This is a genomic window from Brevibacterium sp. Lmc1 (assembly GCF_057654315.1).
In genome coordinates, this window is record NZ_CM172803.1 from 484,980 (window position 1) to 505,463 (window position 20,484).

Annotated in this window: 18 protein-coding genes, 1 pseudogene and 1 riboswitch; of the genes and pseudogenes, 4 read left to right on the plus strand and 15 right to left on the minus strand. The window is 65.2% G+C overall.

Going from position 1 to position 20,484, the window contains the following annotated elements:
• Positions 1-35 precede the first annotated feature (35 nt).
• Complete coding sequence (locus tag AC239G_RS02140) at positions 36-2,444, plus strand: variant leucine-rich repeat-containing protein (RefSeq protein ID WP_139469428.1); 2,409 nt, start codon at positions 36-38, stop codon at positions 2,442-2,444.
• A 107-nt stretch (positions 2,445-2,551) separates the two neighbouring features.
• Here AC239G_RS02140 and AC239G_RS02145 read toward each other — a convergent pair whose 3' ends face one another.
• The 8 genes and pseudogenes from AC239G_RS02145 to AC239G_RS02180 all read right to left on the minus strand — a co-directional run bounded on the left by AC239G_RS02145 (position 2,552) and on the right by AC239G_RS02180 (position 10,366).
• Positions 2,552-3,046, minus strand: a complete 495-nt coding sequence (locus tag AC239G_RS02145) for a hypothetical protein (protein WP_139469427.1) — start codon at positions 3,044-3,046, stop codon at positions 2,552-2,554.
• Between the two features lie 32 nt (positions 3,047-3,078).
• Positions 3,079-3,189: riboswitch (SAM riboswitch) on the minus strand.
• Between the two features lie 73 nt (positions 3,190-3,262).
• Positions 3,263-3,472, minus strand: a complete 210-nt coding sequence (locus tag AC239G_RS02150; protein WP_139469426.1) for a hypothetical protein — start codon at positions 3,470-3,472, stop codon at positions 3,263-3,265.
• Between the two features lie 501 nt (positions 3,473-3,973).
• Positions 3,974-4,774 (minus strand): annotated as a pseudogene (erm, locus tag AC239G_RS02155) (23S ribosomal RNA methyltransferase Erm); the annotation flags it as partial.
• Between the two features lie 469 nt (positions 4,775-5,243).
• A complete protein-coding gene (locus tag AC239G_RS02160) occupies positions 5,244-6,746 on the minus strand; it encodes an inorganic phosphate transporter (RefSeq protein WP_139469424.1) in 1,503 nt (500 codons plus the stop codon).
• 380 nt (positions 6,747-7,126) lie between these two features.
• A complete protein-coding gene (locus AC239G_RS02165) occupies positions 7,127-7,726 on the minus strand; it encodes an HdeD family acid-resistance protein (RefSeq protein ID WP_139469423.1) in 600 nt (199 codons plus the stop codon).
• A 100-nt stretch (positions 7,727-7,826) separates the two neighbouring features.
• Positions 7,827-8,873, minus strand: coding sequence for a slipin family protein (locus AC239G_RS02170; protein ID WP_139469422.1), 1,047 nt, complete (start codon positions 8,871-8,873; stop codon positions 7,827-7,829).
• Positions 8,874-8,969: 96 nt separating this feature from the next.
• On the minus strand, positions 8,970-9,752 hold the full coding sequence (locus AC239G_RS02175) for a glutamate racemase (protein WP_139469421.1): 783 nt from the start codon (positions 9,750-9,752) through the stop codon (positions 8,970-8,972).
• Complete coding sequence (locus tag AC239G_RS02180) at positions 9,749-10,366, minus strand: HAD domain-containing protein (protein ID WP_139469420.1); 618 nt, start codon at positions 10,364-10,366, stop codon at positions 9,749-9,751. The genes AC239G_RS02175 and AC239G_RS02180 overlap by 4 nt, the downstream gene beginning before the upstream one ends.
• 134 nt (positions 10,367-10,500) lie before the next feature.
• On the opposite strand from AC239G_RS02180, the gene AC239G_RS02185 reads away from it, so the two are divergent.
• Positions 10,501-11,280, plus strand: coding sequence for an AraC family transcriptional regulator (locus AC239G_RS02185; RefSeq protein ID WP_180345654.1), 780 nt, complete (start codon positions 10,501-10,503; stop codon positions 11,278-11,280).
• A 103-nt stretch (positions 11,281-11,383) separates the two neighbouring features.
• On the opposite strand, the gene AC239G_RS02190 is transcribed toward AC239G_RS02185, so the two are convergent.
• The 6 genes from AC239G_RS02190 to AC239G_RS02215 form a co-directional block, all read right to left on the minus strand.
• Positions 11,384-11,791: a VOC family protein gene (locus AC239G_RS02190; protein WP_139469418.1), complete on the minus strand. Its 408-nt coding sequence runs from the start codon at positions 11,789-11,791 to the stop codon at positions 11,384-11,386.
• Between the two features lie 180 nt (positions 11,792-11,971).
• The gene (locus AC239G_RS02195) at positions 11,972-12,367 is read right to left on the minus strand and encodes an acyl-CoA thioesterase (RefSeq protein WP_139469417.1); all 396 of its coding nucleotides are present in this window, start codon (positions 12,365-12,367) and stop codon (positions 11,972-11,974) included.
• 137 nt (positions 12,368-12,504) lie between these two features.
• Complete coding sequence (locus tag AC239G_RS02200; RefSeq protein ID WP_139469416.1) at positions 12,505-13,509, minus strand: electron transfer flavoprotein subunit alpha/FixB family protein; 1,005 nt, start codon at positions 13,507-13,509, stop codon at positions 12,505-12,507.
• Positions 13,506-14,318 carry an electron transfer flavoprotein subunit beta/FixA family protein gene (locus tag AC239G_RS02205; protein WP_139469415.1) on the minus strand — a complete coding sequence of 271 codons (813 nt, stop codon included), beginning with the start codon at positions 14,316-14,318 and terminating at the stop codon, positions 13,506-13,508. The genes AC239G_RS02200 and AC239G_RS02205 overlap by 4 nt, the downstream gene beginning before the upstream one ends.
• A gap of 2 nt (positions 14,319-14,320) precedes the next feature.
• The gene (locus tag AC239G_RS02210) at positions 14,321-16,834 is read right to left on the minus strand and encodes a GcvT family protein (RefSeq protein WP_139469414.1); all 2,514 of its coding nucleotides are present in this window, start codon (positions 16,832-16,834) and stop codon (positions 14,321-14,323) included.
• A 172-nt stretch (positions 16,835-17,006) separates the two neighbouring features.
• Entirely contained in the window at positions 17,007-17,885 is an 879-nt protein-coding gene (locus AC239G_RS02215; protein ID WP_139469413.1) for a LysR family transcriptional regulator, read from the minus strand.
• Between the two features lie 219 nt (positions 17,886-18,104).
• Between AC239G_RS02215 and AC239G_RS02220 the strand changes: the two genes are divergently transcribed.
• The gene (locus AC239G_RS02220) at positions 18,105-18,698 is read left to right on the plus strand and encodes a short chain dehydrogenase (RefSeq protein ID WP_139469412.1); all 594 of its coding nucleotides are present in this window, start codon (positions 18,105-18,107) and stop codon (positions 18,696-18,698) included.
• A gap of 125 nt (positions 18,699-18,823) precedes the next feature.
• On the opposite strand, the gene AC239G_RS02225 is transcribed toward AC239G_RS02220, so the two are convergent.
• Positions 18,824-19,600: an IclR family transcriptional regulator gene (locus tag AC239G_RS02225; RefSeq protein WP_139469411.1), complete on the minus strand. Its 777-nt coding sequence runs from the start codon at positions 19,598-19,600 to the stop codon at positions 18,824-18,826.
• A gap of 118 nt (positions 19,601-19,718) precedes the next feature.
• Here AC239G_RS02225 and AC239G_RS02230 point away from each other — a divergent pair, with 118 nt between their 5' ends.
• The gene (locus tag AC239G_RS02230; protein ID WP_139469410.1) at positions 19,719-20,468 is read left to right on the plus strand and encodes an IclR family transcriptional regulator; all 750 of its coding nucleotides are present in this window, start codon (positions 19,719-19,721) and stop codon (positions 20,466-20,468) included.
• Positions 20,469-20,484: the final 16 nt, after the last annotated feature.

Genomic DNA, 20,484 nt, shown 5'->3' on the forward strand with positions numbered 1-20,484 from the left:
ATCCCCCGATTGTTTCCATTGATAACATCTGTTGTATGGGAAAGAGTTTCGGTCCCGGGAAAGACCCCGACCTCGACATCGTTCGCTCCGCAGATGCCTCCGCCTCTGAACTCCAGAGGATCGCGGCGACCCGACCGGACCTGCTCGCTGACATCGCTGCCCATCCGAACGCCTATCCGGATCTGCTCGACTGGCTTGCCGGCAATCCTGACCCAGCCGTCCAGGAAGCGCTCGCGCGACGAGGCTGGACCTCGGGCTGGCAGCAGAAACCAGTGCATCACCCTGCCTACCACCATGGATCGGCTGGGCTCGCGGGCGCCTCACCCTCGCCGCAGGGCTCGACCTCACCGCAGAAGGGGAGCCACGACAAACGGAAATGGCTGCTGGGAATCGGTGCGGGACTCGTCCTCGTCCTCGCCGTGACCGGCGGATTCTTCGGCGCGCGATTCCTTTCCGGATCCGACTTCGATCGAGCGCCCAGTCAGAAGGCAGCCTTCGATCTCGCCGATGTCGGCCGCAATGCGCAGCTGGCCCAGTTGCAGGCAGACGATGACGCCGATGCTGACCAGCAGCTCGTCCGCGTCGTCGGCCCTCGACAGTCGGTGATCATGGCTCTCCACGAGGAGACTCTGCAGCCGGCGTGGATGGCACCGGTTCCGCACGCCGACGTGAAGGCGCCAGAAGCCGATGATGCCATCGACGACGGAGAACGGGCCGACGACGATTCTGCCGACGACGGCGCGAAGAGCACCGGCCCGAAGCTCGAGGGCACTCCCGTGGACTGCCAGTGGTCGGCAGACTCTGTGACCTGCGGGGACCGCTCGATCCGGCTGAAAGACGGAGCAGTCACTTTCAGCCCCGGCGACGGCGCGAATGGTTCGAAGTCAGACGGACCCTCAGCCGACTCGGAAGACGGCGACACGGATGTCGCCGAGGTGAAGGACCCGGCCACGGAGGCCGTGCCGATCACCGTCAACGACGACGGAAGCCTCAAAGCACCGTCTGGTGGCACATATTCCGACGTCAGCGTCGATGCCGAGGCGACCGTGCGGATGGTCGGTGCCGGCGACGACGGACCTTGGGTGGTCTCGGACGGTCAGGCAGTCATCGCAGTCGATGCCGACTCGGTGCTGTGGAAATCCGAACTGAATGAGAAGGCGGCGACAGCATCCGGCCTCGGCGAGCCTCGCCTGCGACCGAACTGGACGATCAAGGACGATGTGCTCGTCATCGCCGACGATGCCGGTGTGCACGGTCTCGCCGTTGACTCGGGTCAGGAGCTGTGGCGAGTCGAAGTCGAACTCGACAGCTTCACTGTCTCCGGTGACCACCTGCTGGTCATGTCCGACGGCGTTCTCGAGGTCTTCGACTTCACTGATTCCAGTGACGTCGACACCGTCAAGGCCGACCCAGGCTACAACGGCGGCTCCGATGGCGGCGCAGTTGCACAGTTCCCGGGTGCGGACGCGTTCAAGAACGCGAAGCTGTCGACGCCGCCGGGCTGCGTGGAATTCGGTCTCGCCTACGACGACTACTATCTTGGTGACGGCCCGCTGGATCCGAAACCCGAGCACGAGGTGGAATTCACAGACGGTGAGGCCAGCGGCGATGATGGACACTATTCCGGAATCACCATGGAAGGGTTCACGACGTCTCGTATGGGTGACAAGGCCCTGACCGCCGTCGAGTTCAGCTGCAACGGCGGCGGCACGTATATCTACCCGTCGATCGGGATCTACGATGAGGATCTCAAACTGCTCGACTCCGTCGAACTCTGGGATGACGTCGAGGATCGCGGCAACGCGGCCGATATCTCCGGATATGTGCCCAAACCGTACTTCAACTCGGTCAGCCCGATGGGGCAGTATCTGGGGATCGACGTCGGCGGAATCGGCGTCTACGGTGACGAGGGATGCACAGCATGCGGAAAGTCCGCGAGTGCCGATATCCTCTACCGCTGGGATGGCAAGTCCTTCGCCCATCAGGACACCGTCTACCACGTGCCCTCCGGTGACGTCCGTACCCCGGAGTTGGAGCAGGTGCAGAAATTCGCCGAGGCGGTCGCCGCCGGGGACGACACAGAGGCGGAACGTTCGGCGACTCCCGAAATGATGTCATCGCTCGATGACATCCTCGGTGACGGTCAGATGTCGAACCCGCCGACGGTCCGATCCGAGCATTTCCCCAAAGGCGTGAAGGTCGACTATTGCGAGCTCATTCAGCCGTATGACGATGCCGACTACGGTGGCGGTGAGTATTTCTTCGCGAACGGCAAGTCGATGTCGTATCTGTCGTCGCAGGACGAGATCCGGCCTGGTGACACTGTCTGCGGCGTGACGACGCCGCAGACAGGAAGCGGCGATCAGTATTACTTCTATCTGCTCCTCAGAGGAACCCCGGATGGCAGCGTCAAGGTCTACGAAGCGGGTCGGCAATTCGGCTGAAGCCTTTGAGACGATAGGCATTCGACGGGAATAGATCGTTGTCGGGACGGTTCGACTGAACCGCCTGGTCCGGGTGGCTGGTTTCGATGAGGTCAGAGACTCCTTGCTCAGTTGTTGCTTCGGGGCCGTGGGAACTTCGGTTCGGCGCGCAGCAGTGTCAGGGTCGTGGCCGTTCGGGCGTCGAATCCGTCGGTGAGGAAGAGCTTCGGCCAGTCGCTCCACAGTTCCGATTCATATGGCGTGCCGGGCAGGTAGGTCTTGAACGTCGCCTGTCGGTGTCCCGGGTGGGATCGGAAAGCCGTCTTCGGAATGGTGCGCAGGCTTTCGAAGAGTGTCTGGTAGAGAACCGGATTGAAGCCATTGAGGCGTGCGGAATCGGCGGTGCGCACCCAATCGGGTCCGGCGACCGGGATGCCGCGGGAGATCGCCGAACTCAGCTGAGCTTTGATGGCGGCGCGTTGCGGGTCGGGGGAGTGGTGGAGGAGGACCTTCGACCAGCGCAGGGCCTCCTCGGGTTCGAAGCCCGGCCACTGTTCGGCGGCCCTGCGGCGTTTGGCGGAGTCGTTGTGGAAGTCGGCGGAGTCGTTGAAGTCTGCGGACATGGCAAACCGTCCTTCTCGGGCGCAGCGGCCCGGATCGAAGCTTGCCCGAGCGGTCGGCGCGGGCCCGTTCTTCCCCTGGGGCACCCGGTCGATGACGGGTTGCCGTGTGGCCGGCCAGGTACCGATGGCCACAGCTCGCGAACGTGATTTCAGTGTAGACGGAGGGTCTGACACGAGCTTTGCGCTGGTGATCTCCGTGGCCGGCCGAGGAGGGACCTAGACGAGTCCTTCTTCGTCGGCGTCGGCGGCCGATGACCAGAATCGGGGATCGTGGTCCTCGACGGTTTCCCCGCAGTCGACACAGGTGCGGAATTCGATGGTTCCGTCGGAGTTGAGTCGACCCGGTGTCAGGCTGCTGCTCTCTTCGCAGCCAGGACACCATCCATTGATGAAGCGTCTGATGTGAGTGCCGTGTTCCTTGTCCATTCCGGCTGACTTCTCGACCGAATGCGCAGTGCGTGAACCTGCTGTTTTCAGTCTACGAGCGCCGGCAGTCGGCGAAGATGAACTTCCGGAGAAGACGGAGGAGCCGCCAGTGTCACGGCCCGTCGGTGCGTCGGCCTGGAGGCGCATGGGCCGGACAGTGCCCCGGTCCGACGGGAAACGTCGGACCGGGGCACTGGACTCTTACCTGCGTGGCAGGTTCCACCTCGGCTGGGGCTGCTGCGGTTTCTGATGCTGATTCATGAAACCACGCTCGGCCTGCAGATGACCCTTGTCATGGCTCTTCGCCTTCGGGTCGGTGCCCGGGATGGAAGCCTGCAGCTTCTCGGTCGCCGGTTTGGCGCCGACGATGGGCATCTCCCCGGTGATCACCGGTGTCTGAGGGGCCGCCTCGGTGATGGGGTTCTGCTTGGGTGCTTTGCTGTTTCGCATGGTCTTTACCTTCTTCGCATTCGTCTGATCTGTTTCGGCGGCCAGTTCGGTGAACAGTCCGGTCCACTGGTCGGGGGTGAGGTCTTTGGGCAAGGTGTCTCCTCTGATGTCGTTGCGGTCCATGGTCGATTGCAGAGTGCGATGATCGGTGATGCTCATCTTCGAGAGGATTCCTTTCATTCCTCGCCCGCGACCGGTGAAGACCGAACGGACGAACTGTTGATATTCGGATCGAGCATTGTCTGGAATCGATCCGGTGGGACAGCGATCGATGGTGAGGATGCCGCCATCGACGCTGGGCTTCGGGGTGAACGCGTCGGCGGGGACGCGGGTGACGAGGCGGAAATCGAACCATGGGGTCCATTGCGCGGTCATCATGGTCGATCCGCCGATGCCGGCGCGTTTGCGGGCGACCTCCCATTGGGTGAGCAGGATCGCCCGCTGCCAGCGCCCGGAACGCAGCAGTTTGCGGAGGATGGGGGTGGTGAGGTGGAACGGCAGATTGCCGACGATGACCGGCCGGTCGAGCCGGGTGGTCAGGATGTCGGCGTGCCGGACCTCGGCCCGCGGGTACGTGTCTTCAAGGTGATCCAACCTCGTTTCGTCGAGTTCGACGAGTGTGAGCTTTCGACCGAGCCGGTAGAGCTCGGAAGTCACTGCCCCATCCCCGGGACCGATCTCCATGATCGGTCCGGAGGTGGAACGAGCCAGGCTCGCAATCGTGTCGATAGTGGTGGGCGAACACAGAAAGTTCTGGCCGAGTTCATGCCGCCCGCCGTGTTGTGACCGCGGGGCCGAGCGCGAACGGGTCTGACTGCGCGTCGAATGGTGTCGTGACGTGTGGGGTCGCAATGGGATGTGCTCCAAAAAGAAGATGGAGGCACCCGAGGCAGCGCAATGAAGGTGAGTCAGATCGATTCGCGAAGACCTGGTCGATCATGATGATCGAAGTGGTCAGTGAATCGGAAAGGGATCAGCCGATTGTCGCATCGCCCGGATGCCGATGGCTCTCCGGGAGGACAACGCGCTTGCAGAGCAGATCAGGGTGACTGTCGTCGGTCAGCTGATCGCAGAAGAATTCGTCAGGCGCGCTGTCAGGCGCTGCGGTGACGAATAAAGAAGCAAGGCGCAGTCATTGCGCTGCTGTTCAATGTTCCCATGCGGAACAAGATAGCACAGGGAGCTTTGCCGAGACCAGGGTCCGGACGAAAATCGCCCTGCCGACTTCGTGTGGAAGTCGGCAGGGCGGAGGTGCGGATGCGTTCGAAGCCGTGTGTCGAACGGAGTCCGGCGAACGCGTGTGAGCGTCCGTGTCAGTGGGTCAGCCCATCATGGTGCGCAGGGCGATGACGCCGACCGAACCGATGACCGCTGCGGCCGGAAGGGTGATGATCCAGGCCAATGCGATCGGCTTCATGAGCTTCCAGTTTGCCGAACGGTTGACCAGGCCGACGCCGATGATCGCACCGATGAGGATGTGCGTCGACGACACCGGCAGACCGCTCACCGAGGCGGCCATGACGATTCCCGCGGCAGCGAGTTCGGCGGCGAATCCGGAGGCCGGGTGGATCTCGGTGAGGTTCGTGCCGACCGTTGCGATGACCTTGCGGCCGATGAACCAGAGACCGACGATGAGGGCGATGCCGCAGGTGAGCATGGCTGCGAACGGCACGCTCGCCTCGCCGCTGATGCTGTCGGTGCGGAGCACGTCGAGGACGGCGGCGAAGGGGCCGACGGCGTTGGCGATGTCGTTCGAACCGTGGCTGAAGGCGAAGGCCGAGGCCGTGAACACCTGCATCCAGGAGAACAGGATGTAGGTCGCACGGGGAACCGTCTGCTTGCGCAGGGTCTTGGCGAAGACGAACACTGCCAGCCACACGGCCGCGCCGATCATCGCCATGATGAGCAGACCGCCGACCGTGGTCACGCTCATGTCGAGGTTCTTCAGTCCCTTGAACAGCAGCATCGCGGTGATGATGACAGCGCCGACGGCGGCGATGAGGGGAACCCACCGCTGCAGGGCCGAGTGCGTGCCGATCGATCCTCCCTCGGCGGGGGCATCCTCGGCGGCGGCGTCGATCTGCGCGTCGACGGATCCCTCGGCTGCGGAGACCGGGGCGAGCATATGCGGCTTCAGCGTGTGCGACAGCGACTTGCCGAGCACGTATTTCTTGATCAGCCCGTAGATGACGAACGCGGCGAGTCCGCCGAGGGCAGGAGACAGCACCCAGGAGATCGCGATCTGGCCGACCTCGGACCACTGCACCATGGCGAATCCGCCGGTGCCGGTGACGAATCCGATCGTCAGTGATGCACCGATGATGCCGCCGATGATGGCATGCGTCGTCGACACCGGCCAGCCCATCCGCGTCGCTACCAGCAGCCACACTGCCGCGCCGAGGAGGGCCGCCATCATGATGAACGCGAAGTCCATCGGGTCGATCGCCACCCCGCTGAGGTCGACGATTCCGCTCTTGATCGTGTCGGTGACATCACCGCCGGCCAGAAGCGCGCCGCTGACCTCGAAGACCGCGGCGATGAGCAGTGCCTGCTTCATCGTCAGGGTGCCGGCGCCGACGGAGGTGCCGAAGGCGTTGGCGACATCGTTGCCGCCGATGTTGAAGGCCATGAAGGCGCCGAAGATGACCGTGGTGATGAGCACCATGCGGGGTGCGTCCCGGCCCACGAAGTCGAGCGACCACAGGGTGAAGGCGATGAGGGTGATCGCCATCAGGCCGCCGAAGGCCAGATGCCAGAGGCGGTCGTTGCTGCGGCCGACGGCAGGTGGCGGAGTGTGGCGCTCCGGTGCCAGAACCTGGGTCATTCGTTCTCCTCGCGAATTTCAGTCGATGTGGCAGTGTCTGTCTGCCTCCATGATTCGCAGGGCGGATGACCGCCAGGTTACGGAGAAGATGAATGCACGGTTAACTCCGATTCCAAGTGGTGCGAAATGCTCATGCACACTCGGTACTTTTCGCCTTCCGTTCACGCAATGTTCCAGGTCAGATGCTATTTGGGCGGATCGTTGCGGGAGGCGGGCGCTTGGGTGTGGCGGAGACGGAAAGTCATGTTGTGACAATGACCACTTCGGGCCGACTTTGGTATGTGAATTGGTGAACAGCGGGTACGTGACAGAGCCCGGACCCGCAGATGTGCGGATCCGGGCTCTGTCGAAAGGGGAAAAGCTCGCCGAGGCGGCTGGAGTCAGTCGATGATCTCCCCGCGGATGACATCGCCGCCACCGTCGTCGTCAGGACGATTGCGATGCGGATCGGACTTCATCTGCCTGTCGACCTTGCGCAGTCGACGGCCCAGAGCGATGAGGGCGATGCCGACGAGGATGATGAACCCGGCGAGGGTGAAGATCAGCGCGGTCACTCCGGCGCCCGGGGCGAAGAGGAAGAAGCCGCCGAGGATGATGCCGAGGACGCCGATGACGGTGAGTGCCCACCAGGTCCTGACTCCCATCCGGCGGATGAAGAAGGACATGGTGAGAGCGAGGAAGCTGAAGAAGATGATGGCGAATCCGGTCAGCACGGTGACCATGGACGCGAACAGCATCGGGGTGAAGAAGATGAGCGCACCGAGGAGGATGAGCAGGACCGCGCGTGTGACCATGCTGCCGGTGCGGCTTCCCTGCGGTGCGAAGACGAGGGAGGAGATGGCGATGACGGCGAGCCAGCAGGCGAAGATCCGCACAACCACCTCGGCGGAGGTGCCTGGCCAGACCATCATCAGCGCACCCATCACGAGGGCGATGACGCCGTTGACGATGACTGTTCTTCCAGTGCGCTTGAGGTCCATGCCCACAGCCTAGTCCTCCGGTTTGGACAGACGCTGAAGACTGCGGGAAGGGTCCGTGGCCGGGTAAGGCTAGGTCGGGCGATGGTTGGAGAGGGGCGGTTCAGGCGTGACCGAAGTGCTCCTCCTGTTCGGTTGCGTCGGACCGTGCGTCCGAATCCGATGTGGTCCGCTCCTGTTCCGGCATGTCCGAGGTGACGCGCTCCTGCTCTGGCATCAGCCCGGTGAGCTTGAGCGATTCGGACATCGCTTGGACGATGGCGTCGAGGTCGGCCGGTACCTTCGGCGTCGTGTCCGATTCGGACCGGTCGGCCGCCTCGGCGGGAGTGTCCGTGGTGGGTTTGGACTCTGCGTCCGTGGTCGACTTCGGCCCCGCCTCGGTGGTGGGAACAGCGGTCGGGGTGTTGCCTTCGAGGAAGCGCAGCAGCTCGACGGGGAAGGGCAGGACCAGGGTCGAGTTCCGTTCCGCGGCTACCTCGACGATGGTCTGCAGCAGGCGCAGCTGCAGGGCGGACGGGGTGTGGGCCATGGCCTCTGACGCCTGGGCAAGCTTGTTCGAAGCCTGCAGCTCACCATCGGCGATGATGACGCGGGATCGACGTTCGCGTTCGGCTTCGGCCTGACGCGACATGGAGCGTTTCATCGTCTCCGGCAGGGCCACGTCCTTGATCTCGACGCGATCGATGTGGACGCCCCAGTCGACGGCGGGGCTGTCGATCATGATCGCCAGACCCTGGTTGAGGCGCTCGCGGTTGGTGAGCAGATCGTCGAGTTCGCTCTGGCCGATGATCGAACGCAGCGAGGTCTGCGCGACCTGACCGACGGCGAGCTGATAGTCCTCGACGTCGACGACGGCCTTGCGCGGGTCGACGACCTTGAAATAGATGACCGCGTCGACGCGGACGGTGACGTTGTCGCGGGTGATGCCCTCCTGCGCGGGGATCGGCATGGTCACGATCTGGAGGTTGACCTTCTCGAGTTTGTCGACGAAGGGGACGATCGCGGTCATTCCGGGCGGACGGGGCTCGGCGTTGACTCTGCCGAGGCGGTAGACCACCCCGCGCTCGTACTGCTTGACGATCTTCAGGCTGTTTCCCAGCGTGATTGCTCCGAGTGCGACAAGTGCGGCGAGGATACTGAGCGCCAACATGTCGAATCGCCTCCTTTGACGATTGACTGTCTGGTCTATTTTACGCCTGTGCGGCGCGGAAAGACCCGGCTCGGAGGGAACGCGGAGGGGACGTTTTCAGGCTTCTCGGGCCAGCAGTCGTTTGCCGGCCGGGTAGGCGTCCAGGGCCTGGGGGAGGCTGACGCGTCGGCCGGACGCGAAGGTTGCGAGCACGCGTCCGGTGCCGGGCTGATCCTCGCCGACTCCGGCGGGTTCGAGGCCGATGCGGCGCAGCGTCTGTTTGGCCACCGGCATGGGGGAGTCGAAGACGGTGAGGGCTCCGGCTCGGGCGGCCATGATGCGGTCGGCGACGAGTCCGTAGTGGGTGCAGCCGAGCACCACGGTCTCCATTCCGGGTCCCATCTGGGTGAAGGCATCCTCGATGGCGGTGTCGATCTTCTCCAGATCGGCGGCGTTGATCGCCTCGGCCAGTCCGGGGCAGGCGATCTTGGCGACGTGCAGGTCGGCGGCGAAGGAGTCGATGAGGTTCTGCTGATACTCGCTGCCCGTGGTCGCCGGTGTCGCCCAGATCGCGAAGTCCTGGCCGGTGCCGGCGGCCATCTTCACCGCAGGCACGGTGCCGATGACGGGGATGGCCGGTTCGTAGCGGGCGCGGACGGCTTCGAGGGCCTGCACCGAGGCGGTGTTGCAAGCGATGACGATGGCGTCGGGTTCCCATTCGGCGAGCACCCCGGCCGAATGCAGAGCCCGCTGTTCGAGGGTGTCGGTGCTCAGGCTGCCGTAAGGGGTGTAGTCCGGGTCCATTGCGAGGACGAGGTCAGCGTCGGGGGCGAGGTTGAACAGCGCGTCGGCGGTGCCGAGGAGTCCGAGTCCGGAATCGAGCAGGCCGATGCGCGTCATGAAGTTCCCTTCGGGTCGGATGTCGTCAGATCGCCGGTCTCGGCTTCGCTGGTCTTCGGGTAGGCGAACTCCCGGATCTCCTTGAGATGGGCTTTCGTCAGGCCGTGGGCGAAGTCCGGGGCGATGAGTTTGAGGCGGTTGGGCGAGTAGTGCTTGAGGAAGTATTCGCGGGTGGCCGGCCAGGCCAGGTCGTCGTCGATCCAGATCGCACGCCCGTGCTCGTGGGTGGCCAGCCAGTCCTCCATGGCACGGGCCTTCCACCACTGCTGCGGATCGTGAGCGAAGCGGTTGTGCGTCTCATCGGGCATTTCGATGACGTCGAAGGAGTTGCGCAGACCGAATTTCGGTTCGAGCTCGGACTTGCATCGCTGCGACCAGGTCGACAGCCAGACGACGTCGACCTCATGGGTCTCGACGATGCGGTCGAAGAATTCGACGACGGACGGCCGGTAGTGGAGTTCGTAGTGCCACGCGTGCAGCTTCTTTCGCCCCTCGGCCATGCCGCGCAGCTTGGGCACCGGGTAGGAGTTGAGGACGCCATCGACATCGAGGAAGACAGTGACATGGCGAGCCTGCCTGCGCGCCGATACCGGCGCCGAGGATGCTGCAGCCATCATTCCTTCCCGTGAGCTCAGTCGTGCGGCCCTCTGTTGGGGCCATTCGCGCGCTATTCTGGGGGCAGATCGCGCCGCCCGCACCAGATGAACACAGACGAGTTTACCGCCGAGAGCGTCAGGAGGCCGAGTCCGTGTATCGCGAAACCCGGATCCCGCACCTGCGGGCGAGCCTGTGGGTCTCCGTTCCCGACAAGGCCGATTCCCTCGCCGAGGCGGCTTCCTCCGTCGAGGCGGCAGACCCTGATCGTGGGAACACTGCCGCCGGTCTGGCTTCCGGGCCGACTGTCGCAGCTGCCGCGGCTCCATCGCTCATCGTTCCCGACGGGTGCATGGATCTCATCTTCATCGATTCGCAGATACTCATCGCCGGCGCCGATTCCACGGCACGGATGTTCCACGGTTCGGCTGCACCGACGGTGGGCCTGCGATTCGACTCCGGCGTGCTTGCGCAGCTGTTGACCACCTCGGCGGGGGAACTGGCCGATCGGGTGACGCCCCTCGACGCTGTCATCGGCGGCCGGCATTCAGAGGTTCGCGCTGTCGGCGAGGGCGGGGCCGCCTCGGTGACGGGAGCTGCCCGGGTGCTGCTCGATATGGCTGGCGGTCTGACGGGCCGAGCCATGCTGGATCCGCGTCCGATGGCCCTGGCTCGGGCCTTGGATGTGCGCTCGAATTCGCCGGCCCAGACCGTCACCGAGGCGGCCGCGGAGTTCGCGTATTCACCGCGGCAGCTGCGCCGGCTGAGCGCGGAATGGTTCGGCTACGGACCCAAGCACCTGGCGAAGATCCTGCGCTGGCAGGCCGCGCGAGACCTCATCGATGCGGGGCGGTCGCGGACAGCGGCCGCGGCCGAGGTGGGGTATGCCGACGCAGCTCACCTGCGGCGGGACGAGCGCTCGCTCATCGGGTGAGGGCGCACCCGGCGTTCGTTCCGTAAGTTCGTCCCTACCCAGAACTACCCGACGGCGGCCCAGCAACCTCGCGCCAGGTTGCTGGGCCGCCGTCGGGTAGCAATTAGGAGTTGAGGGCGGCGAAGAGGTCGACCGTGTTGCCGTCGGGGTCGGAGACCACAGCGTAGCGCTGTCCCCAGAACGCGTCCCAGGGTTCGTGGACGATTCCTGCCACGGGATCGCTTCCCCCGTCGCCGCGCCCGGTGAGCTTGGCGAATGTCGCATCGACCGCCTCGGCGGTGGAGCAGTCGAAGGCCAAGGACATCTTGTGTCCGCCGGTCGGGCGGGTCCATTCGGGGTCGATGCCGAGCATGACCGTTTCGGTGTCGAGGAGGATCCGCAGGGACCCGGAGGTGAACTCGGTGTGCGGAGCGTCCGGGCCGCCGTCGGCGAGCTCGAGGCCGAGCGCGGAGTAGAAGGTGATGGCGGCGGGCATGTCTGCGGTGATGATGGAGATCGCGTCGAGTTTCATGACTTCAGACTATGCGGACGGGTGCGGTGACGGCTTGAACGAATCGGCCATGATCGCGCGTCCCCCGGGAGGTTCTCGCTGCTGTCGGGCGGGCGATAGGCTCATACTGGCTGGGCCGAATGGTCACGCCCGCCTCGGTTTTGCGTGACTGTTTCTCCCACCTACGCCAATCGTCGGGCCTCAGTCCTGCAGGTAGGGTTCGAAGACTGCGCGCAGTTCGGGCGTCAGCGGGGTGGGCTTCTGCGAGTCCCGATCGATGTGGACGAGCACGCAGTCGTGGTCGAAGACCTGACGTCCGTCCTGGTCACCTCGGGTGTTGACGGTGAATGAGGAGTTGCCGAGCTTCTTCACCGTCACGGTCATCTTCAGTTCGGGGCCGTACATGACGGGAACGAGGTAGTCGATGGCCTGGCGGGCGACGAGTAGTCCGCCGCCGGTGATGTGTCCGGCCCGGATCTCGTGCATCCAGCGCACGCGGCATTCCTCGATGAGGGTGATCATCCGTGCGTTGTTGACGTGGCCGAGCAGGTCCTGATCCGACCAGCGCACTTCGGGTGAGAGTTCGAAAGTGGCCATGACTGCCTCCAGGAGCTGATTGGGAACGAGGTCTGAACGATCGTTCCATAGTTAATCAGGTGGCCGGCGCCAACGGAAATTCTCAGTGCATTGGTACTGTCCGGAGCGGCCTTGGCGGAGCCCGGGCCCAACTGCGCTCAGCCGCGACGGCGGACGATCTCCTCGTTGACGGCTCCGACCACCTCGTGGAGGTCGCCGATGATCGCATAGTCCGCCCGCTGGACCATCGTGGCTTCCTCGTCGGTGTTGATGGCCACGAGCGTCTTCGCCCCCTCGATTCCGGCCATGTGCTGGATTGCTCCCGAGATCCCGCAGGCGATGTAGACGTCAGGGGAGATGCGGCTGCCGGTCTGGCCGACCTGTTCGGCGTGCGGGCGCCAACCGAGGCCCGTGACCACGCGAGAGACGCCCAAGGCCCCGCCGAGGTGGTCGACGAGTTCGAGGACTTCGGCGAATCCGTTCTCCGAACCGACCCCGCGACCGGCCCCGACCACGGCCCTGGCCGATGTCAGTCCGGACGCATCATCGGCGGCCTCGACCTCGGTGCGCTGGACACAGGTGGCCAGGTCCGCCTCGGCGACGGTGAGGTCATAGGCGTAGACCTCCGGGGTGATCGGGGTCGTCTCTTCGGGAGTGCAGGCGTGGCCGGCGATCGTGAGCACCTGCAGATCCCCGTCGAGGCGGAGGCGTTCGAAGGCGGTGCCGCCGTGGACCTGACGGAGCAGGCCCTCTGCGTCGGCGGCGATGACATTGGCAGCCATGCGGGCGCCGGTGCGGACCGCGGCGTGGGCCATGAGCTCCATGCCACGCGGGGTGCCCGAGGCCAGCAGCGTGCCGGACTCCGGAGCGACGTCGACGATCGCCTGCGCCCAGGCCGCTGCCGAATACTCCGCGAGATCCGGATGGTCGAGATGATGGATGACACCGACCCCAAGCCGCCCCAGCGACTCGACGGCGGCATCACTGAGCGGGCCGATCACCACCCCCTCCGTGCTACCTGACGGCGGCCCAGATACCTCGCGCGAGGTTGCTGCGCCCCCGTCAGGTAGTAATTGGGGGTTTTTGCGGGCGAAGGTGATGGCTTCGGCGGAGGTGAGTGTGACCTCGCCTGCCGGGTCTGTTTCGACGAAAACCATAGTCATGGCCGGATCACTCCGATCTCCTCGAGCACATCGACCAGGGCGGGAGCCGCTTCGGGGCCCTCGCCGAGGATGGTCACCGAACTCGCCTTCACCTCGGGCAGTTCGAGCCGGATCCGGGGGCTGCCCGTCCCCGGAACGGGCGCGTCGTATTCGACGACCTGCGCCTTCTTCGCCTTCATCCGCCCGGTGATCGAGGGGTAGCGCGGATCGACCCCGCCCTCATGGACTGCGACGACCGCGGGCAGATCGAGGGAGAAGATCTCCGTTCCCGCCGGTCCGATCCCGCGCGCCTCGATCCGCCCGGAGCCGCGCTCGCCGCCGGGCCCGCCGCCCCCGTCCGCCCCGCCGACACTGATCGTCTGGATATTCGTGAGCACCGGGTACTCGAGGTCATAGGCCAGGCGGATCCCGACCTGGAAATCGCCGGTGTCGGCGGCATCGTCACCGGTGAGGACGAGGTCGAAGGTCTGCCCCGCCTCGGCGCGATCGCGGATGACATCACCGATGACCTGCGCAATATCCTCGGGTGCGAACACGGACGGGTCGGCCGCCTCGACGAGGATGCCGTCGTTCGCTCCCACCGCCACGGCCGCTCGCAGCTGCTCGACCGCCTCGGCGGGACCGAGGGAGAGCACCGTGACCGTCCCACCGGCCTGGGCTGCGGTCTGGATCGCGAGCTCGACGGCGCACTCCTCGTGTGAGGACATGGTGTGGCCGAGCCCGGATTCGTCGATCCCGGTGCCCGCGTCGTCGAGAGTGACGGAACCGGCGATATCGGGGACGCGTTTGATGCAGACGAGGATGTTCACGGCTACCTCCGGATGCACTCGTTGTCGGGGTCGAACAGCGGTGTCGAATCGACCGCTGCCACCGTCACGGGATAGAACTCCTCCATGTACACGACCTGCAGACGGTTGCCCAGCACCGCCTCGGCGGGTGGGAGGAACGCCATGAGCACGTGTTTGCCCAGGCTGGGAGCCGATCCCGCCGAGGTGACATAAGAGTGGCGACCGTGCCCGTCGATCAGCGCATCGCCGTCCGCGGACACGATGGGTTCCCCGCCGAGCATGTATCGCTTCTCCCCGCTGGCACTCGTGTGATCGTCGACGGTGAGCGAGCACAGCACCGTCTTCGGCTCCTCCTCGCGGTGGCGCAAGTGTGCGGCCCTGCCGATGAAATCCTGGGATTTCACCTTCGGTCGGCTCATCCCGACCTCGACGACGCTGCGTTCGGAATCGAGCTCGGTGCCGAATGCGCGGTAGCCCTTCTCGATCCGGCCGGTCGTGCCGTAGACGCCGAGACCGACGGGGAGCAGACCGTGCTCGTGGCCTGCGTCCATGAGCGCGTCCCAGAGCTTCAGCCCCGATTCCATCGGCACGTAGAGCTCCCAACCGAGGTCACCGACATAGGAGATGCGGGAGGCGAGCACCTCGAGCGAACCGATTTCGATCGTCTGGGCAGTGCCGAACTTGAATGCCTCATGGGAGACATCAGCACTGGTGAGGTAGCCGAGGATGTCGCGGGCTCGCGGTCCCCACAACCCGATCGTCGTCCACGAACTCGTGAGATCGGCGATCTGCGCCCCCATATCGGGCAGTCGGTCGGCGAACCATTTCAGATCGACCATTCCGTGGGCGGCACCCGTGACGACGCGGAACCGGTCGTGCGCCAGACGCATGATCGTCAGGTCGGAACGGAACCCGCCGTTCTCATCGAGGATCGGGGTGTAGACGACCCGACCGATGGCGACATCCATCTGAGCCAGGGCAATGTGCTGGACAGCGTCGAGAGCAGCCGGACCGAACACATCGAAGATGACGAAGCTCGAGAGGTCGACGAGCCCGGCACGCTGCCGCATGGCGAGGTGTTCGGCGTTGATGATCGGTGACCACCAGCGGGAATCCCATTCGGCGCTGCGGTCCATGACCGCGTCACCGAACTCCTCGAGCAGACCGGCATTCGACTGATACCACTGCGGCCGCTCCCACCCGCCGGCTTCGAAGAACACGGCCCCGAGATCGGCCTCGCGATGCCACATCGGGGATCGGCGGACGTCACGGTCGCTGGCCCACTGCTCGCCGGGGTGGACGATGCCATAGGTCTTGTTGAATGCCTCCGAGGTGCGGGCGCGCACGTGTTCGCGGGTGCGCTGATGGGAGTGGAATCGAGCGATGTCGGCACCCTGCACGTCGATCTCCGGCAGTCCGTGCGTCATCCACTCGGCCACCGCCCGCCCGACGCCAGGACCTTCCTTCACCCACACGGCCGCCGCCGACCACAAGCCCTTCACCTGGGGTGATTCGCCGAGGATGGGCGCCCCGTCCGGAGTCAGCGAGAGCAGTCCGTTGATCGCGTAGCGGATCTCGACGTCCGGATTCGACAGCACCTCGGGCATGAGCTCGACGGCCTGTTCGAGCTGCGGGTCGAAGTCATCCTCGGTGAACGGCATCTCCGTGGGGGAGAGCTTCGCCGCCTCGATCGAGGGAATCTCATCAGGGTCGTGGAGGATCGGCCGGTGGGCATAGGAGCCGATCTCCATGTCCGAGCCGTGCTGACGTTCGTAGCAGAAGGTGTCCATGTCCCGCACGATCGGAAACGAGATCTCGCCGGGACGCTCGGCAAGTTGCGGGACGGGCCCGACGCTGATCATCTGGTGGACCGCCGGAGTCAGTGGGATGGCCGCACCGGCCATGGCGGCGATCCGCGGGGACCAGACACCGCAGGCGATGAGGATGCGGTTCGTCGCGATCTCACCCTTCGTCGTGTATACGGCTGCGATCTGCCCGTCCCTGACATCGATGCCGGTCACCTCGGTGTTCGGGGACACGGTGAGCGCTCCCTTGGCTTCGGCGGATTCGCGCATCATCGTGCCCGCCCGGACCGAATCGACGACTCCGACCGTCGGGGTCCAGAACGCACCGAGGATGGCCTCGGGATCGAGGAACGGCACCTTCTCGGCGACCTCGGCGGGGGTGACGAGGGAGGATTCGATGCCCCATGCGCGTGCCGAGGCCATGCGCCGCCGCAGCTCCTCCATGCGCTCTTCGGTGCGGGCGACTTCGAAGCCGCCGGACTCGGTGAAGACCCCGAGTTCCTTGTATTGGCGCATGCTGTCGAGGGTGAGGTCGGTGATCTCACGCGAGTGGTCGACGGGGAAGATGAAGTTCGAGGCGTGCCCGGTCGAGCCGCCCGGATTCGGCAGCGGGCCCTTGTCGATCTGGACGATATCGGTCCAGCCGAGCTCGGCGAGATGGTGGACGAGGCTGTTGCCGACGATGCCGGCACCGACAACGACGACGCTGGCCTGGGCGGGGACGGAAGCCATGAGCAGGCTCCTCTCTGAAGGCATCTTCGCCTTCACCAGCATCGTTGCGAATTATGCAACGATGCGCGCTATGTGGAACTGCGTACGATGATCGTCCTCCGCCGAGGCGGGAGTGTCAAGAGTGCGTAAGCGCGGTCATTGCGCGGTCGGAAGATCGCGTCGAACGACAGCGTCAGGGCTGAGCGGTCAGCTCTCGGAAATACCGCTGAGCGAACTCGGCGAATCGGGGACAGGCCGAGTGGGCGCCGCGGGTGTTCCACTCGATCGTGACGTCGACCTCGGGCGAATCGACGATCTCGCGATAGACCACCTCGGGGTGGGAGTGGGTGAATGAGGTCGCCGCCGAGGTGACTCCGACAGCTTTGTCGAGGACGACATTGACCAGCCATTCGTCTGTATTTCCCGCCATCAGCGGACGAGGCGCGACAGGTCGGTCGTCCCAGAGCCGCAGACTCGCCGTCGGCGAGACGGAGCACAGCGCCACCGTGCTGTGGGCGATCTGGTCGAGGCTCAGCTGAGGGCTGGCCGCGAGCGGGTTGGACACGGAGACGGCTGCGACGAGGGACTCGCGAAAGAGCGGCCGGCACTCTCGTCCCTCGGGTGCTTGTGGTTCACCGACGGCCCGTTTCACAATGGCGATGTCGATATCGGCCTTGGCCAATGCAGCGTCCAGATCGTCGGGTCGACTCGCATCGATCGGTGTCTGCGAGGTGGCCTGCCATTCCCTGATGAGCCCGTGCGTGTGCTTGCCCAGTCCCGCCCATGCCCATCCGAGCCGGAGGGGTTCGCGATCGTCGCCGAAGCGTTCGAGCAGCCGGTCGAGCCGGCCGACGAGGGACGCGGCCTCGACAGCGAACTCCATTCCCCGCTCGGTGAGCACGACGCTGCGGGTGGTCCGCTCGACCAGCGTCGTCCCCACAAGCTCCTCCAGCTGCGAAATCGTCCGCGACAGAGTCGGCTGAGTCGTGCCGAGCAGCGCGGCGGCGACCGTGAACGAATGGGTCTGGTCGATGGCGACCAGGGCGCGGAGATGACGCAGCTCAACACTCATGCGCTCAGCGTATAGCGACCGATCTGGATTCTCCAGGCCGCGCGGAGAGGCGGAGTCCTTGGGAAGACCGAGGCACCCAGGGGGACCAGCCGTTCTGGCGGAGCGACAGCCTTTTCATGCGTCTCAGACATGAATATCCGCACAGAAGTATTTCTCTTCGCCTCCGAACGTGCCTAGGCTCGCAGCAGACCACCACACCAGCGAGACGAGGGAGACACCATGAAGGTACTCATCATCGGAGCCAAGGGACACGTCGGAACCGCGGCCGTCCGAGCGCTCGAAGGCAAGCACGAAGTCATTCAGGTCGGTCGGAGCACGGATCCGGCGGTCGATCTCGACGATCCGGCGACGATCGAGGCGCTGCTGAACGAGGTCGGTGAGGTCGATGCCATCGTGTGCACGGCCGGACACGTCCCGTTCAAACCCGTCACGGAACTGACCCGGGAGGACTTCGAGTCGGGGTTCTACGGCAAGACGCTCGCCCAGCTGGATCTGGTGCGCATCGGCCTGCCCCATGTCAGGGACGGCGGTTCGATCACCCTGACGACCGGGGTGACGGCCCGCGCCGCGATCCCCACCGGATCGGCGGCCGCGATGGCCAGTGGAGCCATCGAATCATTCGTCATGGCCGCCGCCGGTGAGATGCCGCGCGGCATCCGCATCAACGTCGCCAGCCCGACCGTTCTGGAATCGGCCACGCATTTCCACGACTTCTTCCCCGGGTTCCCGCCGGCCTCCGATGAGGCGGTGGGCAATCTCTACCGCCGCGCCGTCGAGAGCATCGACAGCGGCACCACGTACATCCTCGACTGACCACCTCCCCACCGAGGATGATCACACCATCGCCGAGGCGGGGCCGACGTCGGCGTGTCCGTGCCGATTTCGGCGGGTGTCGGCTTCGCAAGTGCCGATTTCGTGGGGTACCGATTTGGCGTGGTTCAGTGTTCGCGCCACCCGAGGCGGGCTGAGATGTCGGCGGCGGCCGAAGTGAGCAGGTCTTTCGCCGAGGTGACCTTGTCCTCGGTGAAGCGGAAGCTCGGTCCCGAGGCCGAGATCGACGCGATGACGTCCCCGTGGGCATTGCGGACGGGAGCGGACACTGCGGTCAGCCCGACCTCGAGCTCATCGATGACGAGCGAGAATCCGGTGGCGGCCACCTCGGCGATCTGGGTGAGGAGCTGCGGAACCGAGGTCACGGTGTGCGGGGTGTAGCGGGTCAGCTTCGCACCCAGGGTCTCCCGGATCCCGGCGTCGCTGAGGCCGGAGAGCAGGACCTTGCCGTTGGAGGTCGCGTGCAGCGGAATGCGCTGCCCGACCCAGTTGTGGCTCTGCACCGAGGCAGTCGACGAAGCTTGGTCGAGGTAAAGGGCGGCACCGTCGGAGAGGACGGCGACGTTGATCGTCTCGCCGGTCGCCTCGGCGAGCATCTTGGTGATCGGGCGGGCCTCCTGGACGATGTCGAGGCGTGCGGTCGTCGCTCCGGCGAGGCGGAGGATGGACAGGCCCAAGCGATATCTGCCTCGGTGATGGTCCTGTTCGACGAGTCCGCGGGCTTCGAGGGTGGAGACGATGCGTGAAGCCGTCGACTTGTGCACGCCGAGTTCACCGGCGATCTCGGTGATTCCGGCGAGCCCCGTGCGGGCGATGATCTCGAGGATCGTCACGGCCCGATCCACGGATTGGACGCCGCCCGAGCCCGCGTCTTTGTTGCTCATTTCGAAACTGTAACTCACGACGCGCAACCCGGCCAGAGTCTGAGGGCGTGGGGTAGGGTGAGTGCGGTCGGTGGGCCTCGATTCCGCCGACCCCCTTTCCCCGACGGAGCTGAGCACGATGAGCAATGGGACCCAGTCGATCGACCGGGCGGCAGAGATTCTGTCGTTGGTCGTGAGGTCCGACGACCCGATCTCCTACACCGAGGTGGTCGAAGAGACCGCATTGGCTCGGTCGACGGTCTCGCGCCTGCTCTCCGCCCTCGAACGCAACGGTCTGGTCGAACGCGACGGTGACGGCCTCTACCGCGGCGGATCGCTGTTCGCGACCTATGCTTCCCGCTTCGACCGGGTGGAGAACCTCGTCGCCGCGGCCGATCCGACCCTGCAGCGCCTTAGCGAGGAGACCGGTGAGACGGTGAACCTCGCCATGCCGGGACCCAAAGGAGTCGTCCAGGTTGCTCAGGTCGATTCGACGTTCGTCCTCGGCGCCACGAACTGGGCGGACGTGGAGGTTCCGCCGCACTGCTCGGCTCTGGGCAAGGTCATGTTCGCCTATGACGTCATCCCGCTGCCGACCGGCAGGCTGGAGCGGCGCACCGAGAAGACCTTGGGCTCACGCAAGGAGCTCACCGACGATCTCGACACGGTTCGCGATCGCGGATTCGCCATCGTCCACGAAGAGTTCGAGATCGGCCTCGACGCTCTGGCTGCACCGGTGTTCGGCATCGACGGAGACGTCGTCGCGGCCGTGGGAATCTCCGGACCGACGATGCGCATCGCCGAACATCATGACCGCCTGGGCGCTTTGCTCGTAGATGAGGCGGGACTGCTCTCGCGCAGTCTCAGACGCAAGGTCACCCACCGGTAGGGACGGTCGGACCCGG